At 42.5% G+C, this 13,303-nt stretch carries 12 protein-coding genes; all 12 read right to left on the bottom strand.

The window, feature by feature from the left end:
* Position 1 precedes the first annotated feature (1 nt).
* From OFO00_RS04280 to OFO00_RS04225, 12 genes are read right to left on the bottom strand one after another with little or no spacing between them, the layout of a single operon-like run.
* Positions 2-1,237, bottom strand: a complete 1,236-nt coding sequence (locus OFO00_RS04280) for a nucleotide sugar dehydrogenase (RefSeq protein ID WP_270865014.1) — start codon at positions 1,235-1,237, stop codon at positions 2-4.
* Between the two features lie 10 nt (positions 1,238-1,247).
* Entirely contained in the window at positions 1,248-3,062 is a 1,815-nt protein-coding gene (locus OFO00_RS04275; protein WP_270865013.1) for a peptidoglycan D,D-transpeptidase FtsI family protein, read from the bottom strand.
* Positions 3,059-3,730: a leucyl/phenylalanyl-tRNA--protein transferase gene (gene aat, locus OFO00_RS04270; protein WP_270865012.1), complete on the bottom strand. Its 672-nt coding sequence runs from the start codon at positions 3,728-3,730 to the stop codon at positions 3,059-3,061. Before aat ends, OFO00_RS04275 begins: the two co-directional genes overlap by 4 nt.
* 2 nt (positions 3,731-3,732) lie before the next feature.
* Positions 3,733-6,084 carry an AAA family ATPase gene (locus OFO00_RS04265; protein ID WP_270865011.1) on the bottom strand — a complete coding sequence of 784 codons (2,352 nt, stop codon included), beginning with the start codon at positions 6,082-6,084 and terminating at the stop codon, positions 3,733-3,735.
* A complete protein-coding gene (locus tag OFO00_RS04260) occupies positions 6,081-6,377 on the bottom strand; it encodes an ATP-dependent Clp protease adaptor ClpS (protein ID WP_270865010.1) in 297 nt (98 codons plus the stop codon). Before OFO00_RS04260 ends, OFO00_RS04265 begins: the two co-directional genes overlap by 4 nt.
* Complete coding sequence (locus OFO00_RS04255; RefSeq protein ID WP_270865009.1) at positions 6,367-6,981, bottom strand: TlpA family protein disulfide reductase; 615 nt, start codon at positions 6,979-6,981, stop codon at positions 6,367-6,369. The genes OFO00_RS04260 and OFO00_RS04255 overlap by 11 nt, the downstream gene beginning before the upstream one ends.
* A 12-nt stretch (positions 6,982-6,993) precedes the next feature.
* Positions 6,994-7,449: an SsrA-binding protein SmpB gene (smpB, locus tag OFO00_RS04250; RefSeq protein ID WP_270861725.1), complete on the bottom strand. Its 456-nt coding sequence runs from the start codon at positions 7,447-7,449 to the stop codon at positions 6,994-6,996.
* Positions 7,450-7,453: 4 nt separating this feature from the next.
* On the bottom strand, positions 7,454-8,209 hold the full coding sequence (locus OFO00_RS04245) for a 4-(cytidine 5'-diphospho)-2-C-methyl-D-erythritol kinase (protein WP_270865008.1): 756 nt from the start codon (positions 8,207-8,209) through the stop codon (positions 7,454-7,456).
* Positions 8,206-9,039, bottom strand: a complete 834-nt coding sequence (gene truB, locus OFO00_RS04240; protein ID WP_270865007.1) for a tRNA pseudouridine(55) synthase TruB — start codon at positions 9,037-9,039, stop codon at positions 8,206-8,208. The genes OFO00_RS04245 and truB overlap by 4 nt, the downstream gene beginning before the upstream one ends.
* Complete coding sequence (locus tag OFO00_RS04235; RefSeq protein WP_270865006.1) at positions 9,036-11,087, bottom strand: ATP-dependent helicase; 2,052 nt, start codon at positions 11,085-11,087, stop codon at positions 9,036-9,038. The genes truB and OFO00_RS04235 overlap by 4 nt, the downstream gene beginning before the upstream one ends.
* Before the next feature lie 7 nt (positions 11,088-11,094).
* Positions 11,095-11,496: a hypothetical protein gene (locus OFO00_RS04230; RefSeq protein ID WP_270865005.1), complete on the bottom strand. Its 402-nt coding sequence runs from the start codon at positions 11,494-11,496 to the stop codon at positions 11,095-11,097.
* 2 nt (positions 11,497-11,498) lie between these two features.
* Positions 11,499-13,214 (bottom strand): M3 family oligoendopeptidase, encoded by a 1,716-nt coding sequence (locus OFO00_RS04225; protein WP_270865004.1) that lies wholly within the window; start codon positions 13,212-13,214, stop codon positions 11,499-11,501.
* Between the last annotated feature and the right edge of the window lie 89 nt (positions 13,215-13,303).

Genomic DNA, 13,303 nt, shown 5'->3' with positions numbered 1-13,303 from the left:
ATTATAGCCTGCCTTGCGCGCCTTCGTAGATATTTTTCACATCATATACTAGTGAAGTAGAGTAGTCGAATTCCCTAAATTGATTGTGCGCCACAGCGATTACAACGCAGTCGAAATCGCCTAAATTTGGCTTTTCGATTAGCTCGATATCGTAGTAGCGTTTCGCGTCGTCCTTGCTCGCCCATGGATCATACACACTGACCGCGCAACCGAAATTTTTAAGCTCATCAATCATATCAATAACGCGCGTATTGCGTATGTCTGGGCAGTTTTCTTTAAAGGTAAGACCTAAAATCAAAATTTTGCTATGTTTGATTTTTTTGTCAAATTTTATCATCATCTGCACGACTTGCGTGGCGACATATTTGCCCATATTGTCGTTGATACGGCGACTTGCGAGTATGATTTGCGGGTGATAGCCTACTTCTGTGGCTTTTTGGGCTAGGTAGTATGGATCTATGCCGATACAATGCCCTCCCACAAGCCCTGGGCGGAAGCTTAGGAAATTCCATTTTGTCGCAGCTGCGTCGATGACATCATTGGTATCGATTCCTAGTTTGTTAAACAAAATCGCAAGCTCGTTGATAAAGCCGATATTTATGTCGCGCTGTGTATTTTCGATGACTTTGGCAGCTTCTGCTACCTTGATACTTTTGGCGCGAAAAGTGCCGTTTTCTAGGATAGAAGAGTATGTTTCATCGACGATATCAAGTGTGCGCTCATTGCTACCTGAGACGATTTTTTTGATTTTTGTTACAGTGTGAATTTTATCGCCCGGATTTATGCGCTCTGGCGAGTATCCGCAGAAAAAATCCTCGTTAAATTTAAGCCCACTAGTGCGCTCTAAAACAGGCACACAGTCCTCCTCTGTTGCTCCTGGATAGACCGTGCTTTCATACACTACGATATCGCCCTTTTTAAGCACCGAGCCCACACTCTGGCTAGCTTTGATTAGTGGCGTGATATCTGGGCGGTTGAATTTATCCACAGGCGTTGGGACGCAAACGACATAAAAGTTGCAATCTTTTAAATCATTTATATCGCAGGTAAATTTAAGTCCATTTTTTAGCGCTGTGGCAAGTTTCTCATCTTCTAATTCTAGGGTCTTATCATGCCCCCCGTTTAGCTCGTCTATGCGAGATTTCATTATATCAAAGCCCACTACGCTGTGTTTTGCGCTAAATGCCGCTGCTAGGGGAAGCCCCACATAACCAAGTCCGATAATTCCTATTTTCATCGCTTATCCTTTAATCTTTGATTTCATTTAAATCTTTAATATCTACATGATTTATCTTGTCGCTATCGCCACTAGGGGTTAAAAATCCTTTTTCGACTAGCAAATCAACTATGCTTTTAAACACAGGCAAGGCGTTTTGCGCCGCGTAATAACTGCCTTTTTTGGGCTCTCTAACTAGCACGCCTATGGTGTAGCTAGTGTGAGCGTCGTTCGCAAAGCCAAAAAACGAGCTATTATACGCGCTAGAATATCCGCCACCTTTGGCAATTCTAGCAGTGCCTGTTTTGCCCCCTACTTCGATACCGCTCGTGCGCCCTTTGCGCCCTGTGCCGCCTTCGACTACCTTAATCAAAATTTCTCTCATAACATCTGCTGTTTGCGGGCTTAGCACGGTGCGTGTTTCGCTCTCATTTACAGGGTAAATTTTACCGTTCATTTCTAAATTTTCGACCAGTCTTGGACTAATCCAAACTCCGCCGTTATTAAAAACCCCATACGCGCTTAACATCTGCAAAAATGTCATCTGCGCGCCATAACCATAGCTAATCGTAGCCTTATAAACCTTGCCTTCCAAGCTTCGCACGCTAGGGATATTGCCAATCTGCTCGTAAGGCAAATCAATACCGGTTTTTTGCGCCATACCGAAATTTAAAAGCCCGTCATAAATCATCTGCCCACTCATACGCTCGGCGATTTTAATCATACCGATATTTGATGAATGCACAATGATTTCCTCGCCACTCATTGACTTTGCTGGGTGAGTGTCGCGGATAGTGCGCGAACCTAGCTTGTATGCGCCATTGTGGGTGTTTATAATCTCGGTTGGTTTGACTAAATTTCCCTCATAAGCGATTGAGAAAATTATCGGCTTCATAATCGAGCCGACCTCGTAAGCATATTCGCTAGCGGTCGAATTTAGGTTTTTTACATCTTGTTTTGTGATATTTTCGGGATTATACCTAGCGTTTGTGGCAAGGGAGAGAATTTTGCCTGTTTTTGAGTTCATTATGCCTACGACTATCTCTTTGGCATCGTAAGCCAAGCTTGCTTTATCAATTAGCCTCTCGACATCTCTTTGTAGCGCCAAAGGCACGCTTAAATGGACATTATATCCGTCGATTTTGTTTGTTTTTTTGGTGCTTTTTTCTAGGATAATATTGCCTTTTAGATCCCTTGGGCCCGTGATAAACTCATCTTTTAGCGGGGTTAGATAATACTCATAGTATTTCTCCACGCCCTTAATGCCGACTACCTTGGTAATCCCCGAAACCTCTTTTTTGTTGATATAGCCTAAAAGCGGGGTTAGGGAGTTTTGGATATTGTAAGTGCGCTTTTCGCCGCTTTCGCTTACACTCATACGCACTGGCGGATTTACACGCCCACTAGCCGTCTCAAAGGCTACGAAAAATTTCTTTAAATTTAGTTTGTAGGCTAACTCTTTTAAATGCACGGCTGTTTTGGCGTCGATTTTGTAGGATAAAACCGTGGTGCCCTTTGAGCTTTGGATTGTTTTTTTGACCCGTTTTTCGCTGTCGCCTGTGTAAATGCAGTAGAGTTTGACAAACAAATCGAGCTTGTGCGGATCAAGAGAGCGAGAGTCTATGCTGACCTTGTAGAGTTTTGTCGAGTTTGAGACGACATATTTGTCTTTGGTGATGATTGAGCCCCTGATTGCGCTGTTTGTTTCGTTTATGTCAAGGCGTGGAAGCCTGCGATCGCTACTAGCAGAGTAAAACATCATCCACACAAACACGCACATCAAAAATCCCAGCACAGCCGCAAGCACGCAAATACCGATATTTGAGTTTTTATCCCGTAAAATCATATCAACTTTTCTAAATCTTTAAATTTTTCAAATCCGCTTGGCAAGTTTTGCAAAATTTGAAATTTGGCTAAAAATTCGCCCCTTGGCATGTCTTGCGCCCCCATAAAGCGCAAATGCTCGTTCATAATCTGACAATCAATCAAAAAGTCAAATTTTTCTAAAACCCTACAAAGCGTGATTAAAGCGACCTTTGACGCGCCTGTTTTTAGGCTGAGCATACTCTCGCCACAAAACATCTTGCCCAAAATCAGCCCGTATAATCCGCCAATTAAAACGCCCTCTTCATAGACTTCAACGCTGTGAGCGACGCCTAAATTTGCTAAATTTACATACGCCTCTACAATCTCATCGCTAATCCAAGTCCCATCATCTGAGTTTTGGCGGGTTTGTTTGCAAAGGGTGATAAATCTAGCAAAATTTTGGTCGAATTTTACTTCATATCGTTTTAAATATGGCTTTATCGACTTTTGGGTGCGCACAGCCTTTGGTTCTAAGATCGCGCGCGGGTTTGGCGACCACCATAAAATCGGCTCTCCCTCACAAAACCATGGGAAAATCCCCTGCGTGTATGCGCTTAGCAAACACTCTGCGCTCAAATCTCCCCCGCTAGCTAGCGGAGCGAAATCTGGCGCGGTTTTTGGGTTTGGGAAGGCGTAGAATTTCGACATTTTTATTTTATGAGCGTGGCGTTTTGGGGTTCGTCTGGATTTTTGGTTAAACCGCCGTTCTTATCTTCGCCAATTTGGGCAGTATTTGATACCTTCGCGTCCAGCATTGGCACGCTTTCGAAGTCAAATTTAAGCTTTTCATCAGCGAAATCCACAAAAACCCTACCGCCATTTTGCAACGCTCCAAATAAAATTTCCGAGCTAATCTCATCTGAGATTTGCAACTGCACCTCTCGTTTGAGATTTCTTGCGCCAAATTCTGCGCTGTAACCTTTTTTTATCAAATACTCTTTTGCGCCTTTGCTTAGTGAAATTTCGATATTTTTGAGTCCTGATTGTATTTCTCGCACTGTTTTATCCACGATTTTTTCTAAAATTTCGCCTTTTAGCGGATTGAAATTTATGATTTTATCTATGCGATTGCGAAATTCAGGGGCAAAAAAGCTCTTCACAGCGTTATCGATTTTATAGCTTTCATCTTTGGTAAAGCCCACTTGTGGCGCTTCTTTGGTGCCTAAATTCGAGGTCATAATGATAATGGTGTTTTTAAAATCGCTACTCGTGCCGTTTGTGTCAGTTAGCACGCCGTTATCAAAAATACCCAAAAATATATTTGTCATGCTAGGGTGAGCCTTTTCGATTTCGTCGAAAAGCACCACGCTGTAAGGGTGTTTTTTGATCTGATTTGTCAAAATTCCGCCGTTTTCAAACCCCACATACCCCGGAGGCGCGCCGATTAGGCGGCTCACGCTGTGAGCTTCCATATACTCGCTCATATCAAATCGCTCGAAATTTACACCTAAATTTTTAGCCAAAACCTTGGCTAGCTCGCTTTTGCCCACGCCCGAGCTTCCTGTGAATAAAAACACTCCAATTGGCGAATTTTCGTGTCTAAGTCCTGCATAAGAGCGCAAAAGCGCCTTGCTTAGGCTAGAAACTGCCTCGCCTTGACCGAAAATTTCCTTTTTGATATTTTCCTCTAAATTTCGCAAGGTCTCTTTGTTATCAACGCTTTGGCTTAAATTTGCGATATTTGCGCTAGCACTTAGCACATTTACCAAATCCTCTTTGCTGACATTTATCGCCTCGCTATGCTCCTTAAATGCGTAGCTCGCGCCCACTTCGTCAATCAAATCAATCGCGCTATCTGGCAAAAATTTGTCGCTTTCGTAGCGTTTGGCTAAATTCACAGCCTCGCGCAAAATTTCATCGCTAAATTTGACATTGTGAAATTCCTCGTATTTTTTCACAATTCCTTTTAAAATTTCCACGCTATCTTCGATACTAGGCTCGTTTATGTCGATTTTGCATAGCCTTCTAGCAAGCGCCTTATCTTTGCTTAGATTGCGAAATTCGGCGTAAGTCGTGGCGCCAATTAGGCTAAGCGTGCCGTTTGCAAGGCCCGGTTTTAGCAGATTTGACATATCCAAATCCTCGCGCGATCCTGCACCTGCACCCGCAATCGTGTGAATTTCATCGATGAAAAGTATAGCTTTATCATTTTTGCTAAATTCATCTATTACATTTTTTAATCTCTCCTCAAATTCGCCCCTTAGCGTCGTCCCAGCCACGAGCGCGCCCATATCAAGGGCGTAAATCGTCTTATCAGCTAGTTTTGCTGGAACCTCGCCATTTGCGATTTTTAGCGCAATTCCCTCGATTATAGCCGTTTTTCCCACGCCTGCTTCGCCCACAAGGACTGGATTGTTTTTTTTGCGGCGGCAAAGGGTTTGTAAGGTCTTTTCGATCTCTTTTTCGCGCCCGATTAGCGGGTCGATTTTGCCACTTTTTGCCATTTCGTTTAAATTCGTCGTATATAGCTCGCTAGCTGGCTTTTTTTTCTTTTTGCTCTCGTCATCTTCGCCTAAAAAATCATTAAAAAGCCCCTCGTCCATCTCGCCATTTTCGCCGTTTTGCGCCATATCGCGGTTATCAAACCACTGCAAATATCTATCTCTAAATTTATCAAAATCGTAAGAATTTATCCCGTAAAATTCGAAAATTTTAGCCGCGTCAGTATCTTTGCTAGCAAGGACATAAGATATAAAATCTAGCTCGTTTTCGTTGTCAATGCTTTCCTCGAAAAGCCCCATAATGCGCGCCAAATCGGTCGTGGCTGCGACCTTGGTGCGGTTTTTTTCGTCTGATTTTGGCATTGAAGCGATTAGTTCGCCAATGCTGGTTTTGAAATTTTCATACTCAAAATTTGAAAACTCGTTTTCAAAAAAATTTCTAAAATTTTTATCTGAGAAAATTTCATATATCACGCTTGCTATGCTGACATATTCAAACCCGCCCTTTACGGCGTTTCGCACAGCGTTATCAATATCTTTTTGTAAATAAAATCCTATCATTTATCCTCCTCTATAATACATTTTAGTGGGAAGCCCTCTCTCGCGGCTGCCTCTAAAACGGCTTCTTGCTTGCTTTTGGCGATCTCTTTGGCATACACCCCACAAATCCCGCGCCCGTTTTTATGGACATTTAGCATGATTTTGACTGCGTTTTGCGTGGTGTGAGCGAAAATTTCGATTAAAATTATCACCACAAAATCCATTGGCGTAACATCGTCATTTAGTAGCACCACGCGATACGGCGAAGGTTTGAAGGTCTTGACTCGCACCTTTGTGCTGGTTTTAGTTGCCATTTTTTATCCTAAGCATATCTTTTTCTATCACTTTTGTCGAAACCATACCCAAATAATACGGCTTTCCGCGCTCATCTCCCTCGTTTATATCTGTCAGTGTCTGATACTCGCCGTCCTTAAAAACCACCTTAAATGGGATTGAAAGTGCGTGGCGGTAGTTGATATCGGTTAAAATTTGCTCCACGATACGGGAATTTTGCTTGTCGTTTGCTATAAAATAATACGCATTGTATTTTTTGGTGAAATTCTCCACGACCTGCGCGTCTGTGATATCCTCGAAGTGGATTAATCCAACCATCATAAAATCATCTGCGTTTTTTAGCTGATAGTCCATTAGGTGCGGAGCCTCGATTTTGCACGGCTCGCAGTATGTCCCAAAGATATCAAACATCAAAATTTTATCGCTTCCAGCTAATTTAAAGCCCTTATTTGTGCGCTCGATCACCACTTCGCCACCCACGACGCTTTTTAAGCTAAATTTTTCGCCCACGCTAAATGGGGTAAATTTCGCCGCCACTTCGCTATTTTGCGCATTTTGCGCACTTTCATCATTACAACCACAAAGAAGCAATCCGGCAAAAATCAGCGTTAAAATTTTTCTCATAATCTCTCCTTTTTACTTAAAATTTTTCATAGCGCTTCTAGCCTCTCTGTCGGCTTCCTTGCGTTTTAGCGCCTCTCTTTTATCATGCAGGTTTTTACCACGCGCTAGTGCTACCCTAGCCTTGACGCGGTTTTTGTCGTTTAGATACAGCGAGGTAACGACCAGCGTAAGGCCGTCCTTGCTGACATGACCTAAAAGTTTGTCGATTTGCTTTTTGTGCATTAAAAGCTTCCTTGGGGCCTTTTCGTCTGGACGAAAATGCGGGTTAGTGTGCTCCAAATAGCTTATGTGCGCCCCTAGCAAAAATAACTCGCCTCTTATTATGCGACAAAAGCTGTCTTTGAGATTTGCCCTGCCAGCGCGCAAGGATTTGACCTCGCTACCCTTTAAAACCACGCCAGCTTCGAAATTTTCTAAAATTTCGAAGTCGTGGAAGGCTTTTCTGTTTTTTGTAAGTTCTTTTATCATTTTTCTACCTTAAATCTACCTTGAAGCACGAACTGCCACTTCCGCTTAAAAACTCGCCCTTTTCTAGGCGCAAATCTGGATAAAGTGCGCACGCTGGGGCTAGTAAATCATTTAGGCTCTCAGCGTCAAAATTATTTAAAATTTCGCTTGATTTTAGCTTTAAAAGCTTGTTAGCTAGGCCTAAATCAATTTTATTAAAATAATTTTTTCTAAATTCCCTATACACCGCACCAGTATCGCAAAATAGCCCTTTTAGGCAAAGCCTAAGTGGCGGGATTTCATCATCAAACGCTTCGATTATTTCGCCTTTGCCACTCACATTTGCGCTTTTTTCGCCACTTAAAAAAAAGCAAATATCGCTTCCGAGCGAATTTGCAATTTGCATTAAATTTGGCTTTGAAATTCCCAAATTTAGCTCATCATTTATCATTTTTAAAAACGCGGCGCAGTTGCTACTACCACCACCCAATCCGCCGCCTGCTGGAATTTGTTTGTAAAGTTTTACATAAAATTTTGCAAAAAATTCATTGAGCTCGTTTTTGTAACCGCTCTCGCACAGCCGCTCGTATGCGCTTTGGATTATGTTTTTACCGGCGATTTCTTTGTTGCACTCTATGCAAAATCCGCCCCGCTCGCCCCGCTCAAAGTTAATCTCGTCATAAAGCTCATGGCAAAGCACGAAACGAGAGGCGATGTTATGAAATGCGCCGTTTGCGCCAGTAATTTTCAAAAAAACATTTATTTTAGCAAAACTTTTCAAATCTTTATCCTATTCCATAAATATTTTACTTCGCCATCGCAAATTTCGATTATTGCGTGAAATTCTCCCAAATTTACCAGATATTCACCACTGTTTTGAAATTTAAAATTTTGCGCGCGAAGTTTTTTGCCGAGCAAAATTTCATTTTTATCGCCATTATAAAAATTTTCTTTTACATTTAGATAATCTTTGGGATTTATACTCGCTTCGTCATCAAATTTGGCATTTTCTAGGCTAAATTCGCCCTCGCTTATACGCCTAAGCGCACTTAGTGTCCCGCTAACTCCTAGCTTTTCGCATAAAAGTTTGCCGTATGAGCGGATATAACCACCCTCACTAACTGAAATTTTAAAGCTCAAAAACGGGTGGCGATAGCTTAGGATTTCGCACTCATATACGCTCATAACCTGCTCTTTAAGCGCTACTTCCTCGCCACGCCTTGCTAGTTCATACGCACGCACGCCATCGATTTTTTTCGCGCTAAATTTTGGTGGTATGTATCGCACAAGCCCAAGCAAGCTATCCCTTGCGCCCAAAATTTGCTCCATGCTAAGCTTTGGCACATTTTCTACGCTATAAATATTTTCGTTATCGCCACTTTCGCTACTAGCACCAAACCACAGCGTGGCGATATAGATTTTTGGGGCCTTACGCAAAAAGCGAAAAAACCGCGTGTATTCGCCAAAGCCAATGACCAAAGCCCCGCTAGCAAAGGGATCTAGCGTGCCAGAAAAACCGGCTTTTTTCACGCCGTATTTGCGCTTCAAGCGTCCTAAAAACTGATTTGATGAGATCCCAGAGGGTTTGTTTGCTAAAAAAAGTCTATTCATACTAGTTTTTGCACGAAATTTTTCATTATCATGCGCTCGATTCCGCCGAAATTTATGGTAAGTTTGTCGCCATTTACTGCGCTTACTTTGCCCATACCAAAGAGTTTATGGGTGATTAAATCGCCCTTTTTAAACTCGCCGTCACTTTGTGGGCTAAGTGGAGTATCGATTAGCCCTGCTTCGCCTAAAAATCGCGATTTGGATAGATAATCCCGTTTCCCGCGATAAAAGCGCGAATTTGCAAAACTAAGCGTTAGCTCTTTTTTCGCCCTAGTTATGGCTACATACGCTAGCCTGCGTTCCTCTTCTAAATCTGTCGTGTCGCTGATGATTGGGAAAAACCCCTCTTCAAGCCCGATGACAAACAGGTGCGAAAACTCCAAACCCTTGCTAGCATGCACGCTCATGATATTTATCGCCTCTGCGCTGATATTGTCTTGATCGCTAAGAAGTGCCAAATCGTTTAAAAACTCGCCCAAATCAAAATTTGGCTTATTTATGGCTTCATCTTTTAGCATGGCGCAAAATTCGTTGATATTAGCCAATCTATCATCGCCCTCTGGCATGCTCTCGTAGTATTCTTTTAGCTCAAATTTATCCAGCACCCCGTCGATTTTTTTCTCCACGCTTGGCTCGTGCGAGAGTTCGTTTATGTGGAGTTTGAGCTTTTCTAGGGCCTCTTTTGCTTTGGCACTTAGATTTGCACCCTGATCCGAAAACGCGTCAAACAGGCTTAAATGCTTCCTTGCGCCGATTTCATCGAGCCTTGCAAGGCTAACCTTGCCAATGCCCCTTTTTGGGACATTTATAATGCGTCGCATTGAAAAATCGTCGTTTTCGTTGATGATTAGGCGCAGGTATGCGATGATATCTTTGATCTCGGCTCTTTCGTAAAATTTCACGCCACCTACTATGCGATATGCGATTTTCGCGCGGTTTAGCCCCTCTTCGAGTGCGCGCGAAAGGGCATTTACGCGGTAAAGCACGGCGATTTGGGCTGGGTGGATACCTGAGTTTATGAGCTCTTTGATTTTTGTAGCTACCTGCGCGCTTTCGTCGCTTTCGTTTTCGCAGTGTAGGATTTTGACATCTTCGCCCTTGCCAAATGTGCTTTTCAAATTTTTGCCAAGGCGGTTTTTGTTGTGCGAGATTAGCTCGTTTGCGGCGAAGAGAATTTGGCTAGTCGAGCGGTAATTTTCCTCTAATTTCACATATTTTACATTTTCGAATTGATCGCGAAATTTTAGGATATTTTCCACCCTAGCCCCACGCCAGCTATAAATGCTCTGATCATCATCGCCCACGACGGTTAAATTTTGGTGCGCTTTGCAAAGCTTTTGTAGTAGTTTAAACTGAATTTCGTTCGTGTCTTGATACTCATCGACGGTTATGTAGGTGTATTGGCGCGAAACTTCATCGCAAAGTGCCTCGTTTGCGTCTAAAATTTTGTAAGGAAGCACGAGCAAATCGTCGAAATCGACTAAATTATTGCTTAGCAAATACTCCTCGTATCTGGTGTAGGCTTCTAGCATTTTGGCGTAAAATCCCTCGTTTGCCTGCTTGATATCATCGCTTAGCGAGGCGATATTGTTTTTAAGCTCATCTGGGCTAATTAGGGCGTTTTTGTATTTTGAAATTTCATTTGCCATGGTGCTTGTTTGCAAATTTATCTCAAACGATTTTAGGATTTTTTTCTTATCATCAGTGTCTATGACGGCGAAATTTGGCTTACGGCCAAGCTCGCTAATGTAAAATTTCAAAAACAAAAGTCCAAATTTGTGAAATGTGCATAGTAGTGGCACACCCACTTCAAGCCCTAAATTTGCGATTAGATTAAGCGCGCGAGAGCGCATTTCACTAGCTGCTTTGTTTGTGAAAGTTAGCGTGAGCGTGTTTTGCGCGGGCACTCCGTTTGCTAGCAGGTAAGCTAGGCGCGCGGTGATTGTCTTTGTTTTGCCACTACCTGCGCCCGCTAAAATCAGCATAGCTCCGTCTATATGCAGTGCTGCCCTGCGTTGAGCCTCGTTTAATTCGTCTAAAAATTTCATATCTTTCCTATCTAGCGAAAATTCTGCGAGATCTCTCTTTTTTGATCCACTCGCTATCAATTTTGGCTAAATTTACAGCCACTGGGGTATTATTTTGGACTAGCTCCATTATAGCATACAGCGGGATTGATACGACCGCTGCGAAATCCTCGCTACCAAAACCAGCTTCAAATTTTAAATCGTCCTTTTGGATATGCGCGCTTGACAGCGTGTAGTTTTCTAGCTCGAAGAAAATCACGGGTTTTTTGATAAAGCCCGCACTTATCTCGTTAGGAAGTTCGGGGTCGAATTTTACCTCGCTTGTGCGCGCTACCACGCCAAAACTCTCGCCAAGCTCGAAAAAAAGCTCCAAAATTTCTTTTATATGCGCAATCTCTTTTTGTATGAATTTTTCGTTTTCTAAAATCATCTTTACTCCTTTACAAACTCGCTAACAAGGGAGCGAATTTGAGAAATTCCAATCTCCCAAAATTTATCATCGTCTAAATTTAGCCCAAATTTTGCGACTAAATTTTTAGGCGAATCGCTTCCGCCCGAGCTTAAAAATTCAGTGTAAATTTCGGCGAAATTTGAAATTTTGCCACTTTTATACAGCCCATAAAGCGCCAAAACTAGCAACTGCGCAAAGCCGTAAGAGTAGCAGTAAAACGGCGTGTGGATAAAGTGCGGTATATAACTCCACCAAATTTTATATTCATCTCTAAGTTCTAGCGCATCGCCAAACATTTTTTTGGACTCTTCTAGCCAAATTTCATTAATTTGCTCTGTGGTTAGCTCATCAGGCGAGGCGTGAATTCTGCGCTCAAATGTCGTAAATCCTATCTGGCGATACAGCGTAGCAAAAATATCTTCGAGTTTGTTTGCTATCATGGCTTTTGCCACGCTTTTATCCGCGCGCGAGAGCATATAGTCAAAGACTAGCATTTCGCAAAATACAGAGGCTGTCTCAGCCGTGGTAAGTGGCGTAAATGAGTAAAAATATCCAGCATTGTAGCTTAGATACTGGTGGATTGCATGACCTAACTCGTGCGCTAGGGTGAATACATCGCGACGCTTGGCAGTGAAATTTAGTAGCACAAACGGGTGCGTATCAGCCGAACCAGAGTGCGAAAATGCGCCACTTTGTTTATTTGGCTTTGGCATTGCATCAATCCAGTTTTTTGCAAATGCTTCCCTTGCGATTTGCCCAAATTTAGGGTTAAATTTATCAAAGGCGTCAAGGACGATTTGCCTAGCCTCATCAAAGCTAAATTTGCTATCGTCGTTTAAATTTAGCGGTGCGTATCGATCAAAATCATAGAGCTTTTCAAGCCCCAAAATTTCGCGCTTTTTATCATAGTAACGCCACACTAAATCGAAATTTCGCTCGGTTGCGCTAATAAGCGCATCGACGCTTGATTTTTCGATTTGGTTTTCTTCGTGCATGATTAGCTCGCCCTGTGCGTATCCACGAAGCTCGCAACTGATTTTAAGGCTAGTTTTTATCATATTATAAATGTAGGTTAGAAGGTGCAAATTTTGCTCTAAGACCGCACTTAGCGAGGCTGCGGCCTGCTTGCGTGCATCTCTATCGCTATCGTAAAGGTGCGATAAAAGCTCCTCTTCACTGATTTTCTCGCCCCCAAAGTCAAATTTTAGCCTTGCCATACTCTCATCAAAAAGCCTCGAAAACGCCTCTGCGCCAACCACGCTCGTTTTTAGCAAAACCTTTTCTTCAAGCAGGCTTAGTTGGTGTGATTTGTGTTTTTTAAGCAAATTTAAATAGTAAGCAAAACGGCCACTACCCGCAATGAAATTTTGCGATTTCTCCTCGCTAAGCTCGTTAAATTCTAGCTCGAAAAATAGCAAATTTTGGGCGATATCGTTGCAGATTTGCTCCACTTTGGCTTGCCTTGCCCCACGCGTAGTATCTCTGGCAAAATCCAAATGCACGAAGCTCATAATCTTTGAAATTTGCGCGTTTATGCGCTCGTATTCACCTAGTGCCTCGCAAAATTCATCGCAGGTTAAATTCGCCAAATTTCCCCTAAATTTCGCCTCAAATTCGCTAGTCTTAGTGCGCGTATTTTCGATCGCAAACTCAAATTTTTCCTCGTTTTGAAATAATTCACTCAAATCCCAATTCATACTTTTCCTTTAAATTTTTGGCGCAATTCTAGCCAAAAAGAGTTATACAGTGGTAAGCGACCAAAAATTTGGTCGCTTAAATTTTTAAA

It is taken from the genome of Campylobacter sp. VBCF_04 NA7, assembly GCF_027737405.1.
Lineage (GTDB): Bacteria > Campylobacterota > Campylobacteria > Campylobacterales > Campylobacteraceae > Campylobacter_B.
This window is presented reverse-complemented; position numbering and strand designations above follow the sequence as displayed.

Bases quoted from the DNA above. Each gene is read 5' to 3' on its own strand.
- OFO00_RS04230 (WP_270865005.1), bottom strand. From the start codon at position 11,496: ATGATTTTAGAAAACGAAAAATTCATACAAAAAGAGATTGCGCATATA.
- aat (WP_270865012.1), bottom strand. From the start codon at position 3,730: ATGTCGAAATTCTACGCCTTCCCAAACCCAAAAACCGCGCCAGATTTC.
- OFO00_RS04235 (WP_270865006.1), bottom strand. From the start codon at position 11,087: ATGAAATTTTTAGACGAATTAAACGAGGCTCAACGCAGGGCAGCACTG.
- OFO00_RS04280 (WP_270865014.1), bottom strand. From the start codon at position 1,237: ATGAAAATAGGAATTATCGGACTTGGTTATGTGGGGCTTCCCCTAGCA.
- OFO00_RS04225 (WP_270865004.1), bottom strand. From the start codon at position 13,214: ATGAATTGGGATTTGAGTGAATTATTTCAAAACGAGGAAAAATTTGAG.
- OFO00_RS04260 (WP_270865010.1), bottom strand. From the start codon at position 6,377: ATGGCAACTAAAACCAGCACAAAGGTGCGAGTCAAGACCTTCAAACCT.
- OFO00_RS04255 (WP_270865009.1), bottom strand. From the start codon at position 6,981: ATGAGAAAAATTTTAACGCTGATTTTTGCCGGATTGCTTCTTTGTGGT.
- OFO00_RS04265 (WP_270865011.1), bottom strand. From the start codon at position 6,084: ATGATAGGATTTTATTTACAAAAAGATATTGATAACGCTGTGCGAAAC.
- truB (WP_270865007.1), bottom strand. From the start codon at position 9,039: ATGAATAGACTTTTTTTAGCAAACAAACCCTCTGGGATCTCATCAAAT.
- OFO00_RS04275 (WP_270865013.1), bottom strand. From the start codon at position 3,062: ATGATTTTACGGGATAAAAACTCAAATATCGGTATTTGCGTGCTTGCG.
- smpB (WP_270861725.1), bottom strand. From the start codon at position 7,449: ATGATAAAAGAACTTACAAAAAACAGAAAAGCCTTCCACGACTTCGAA.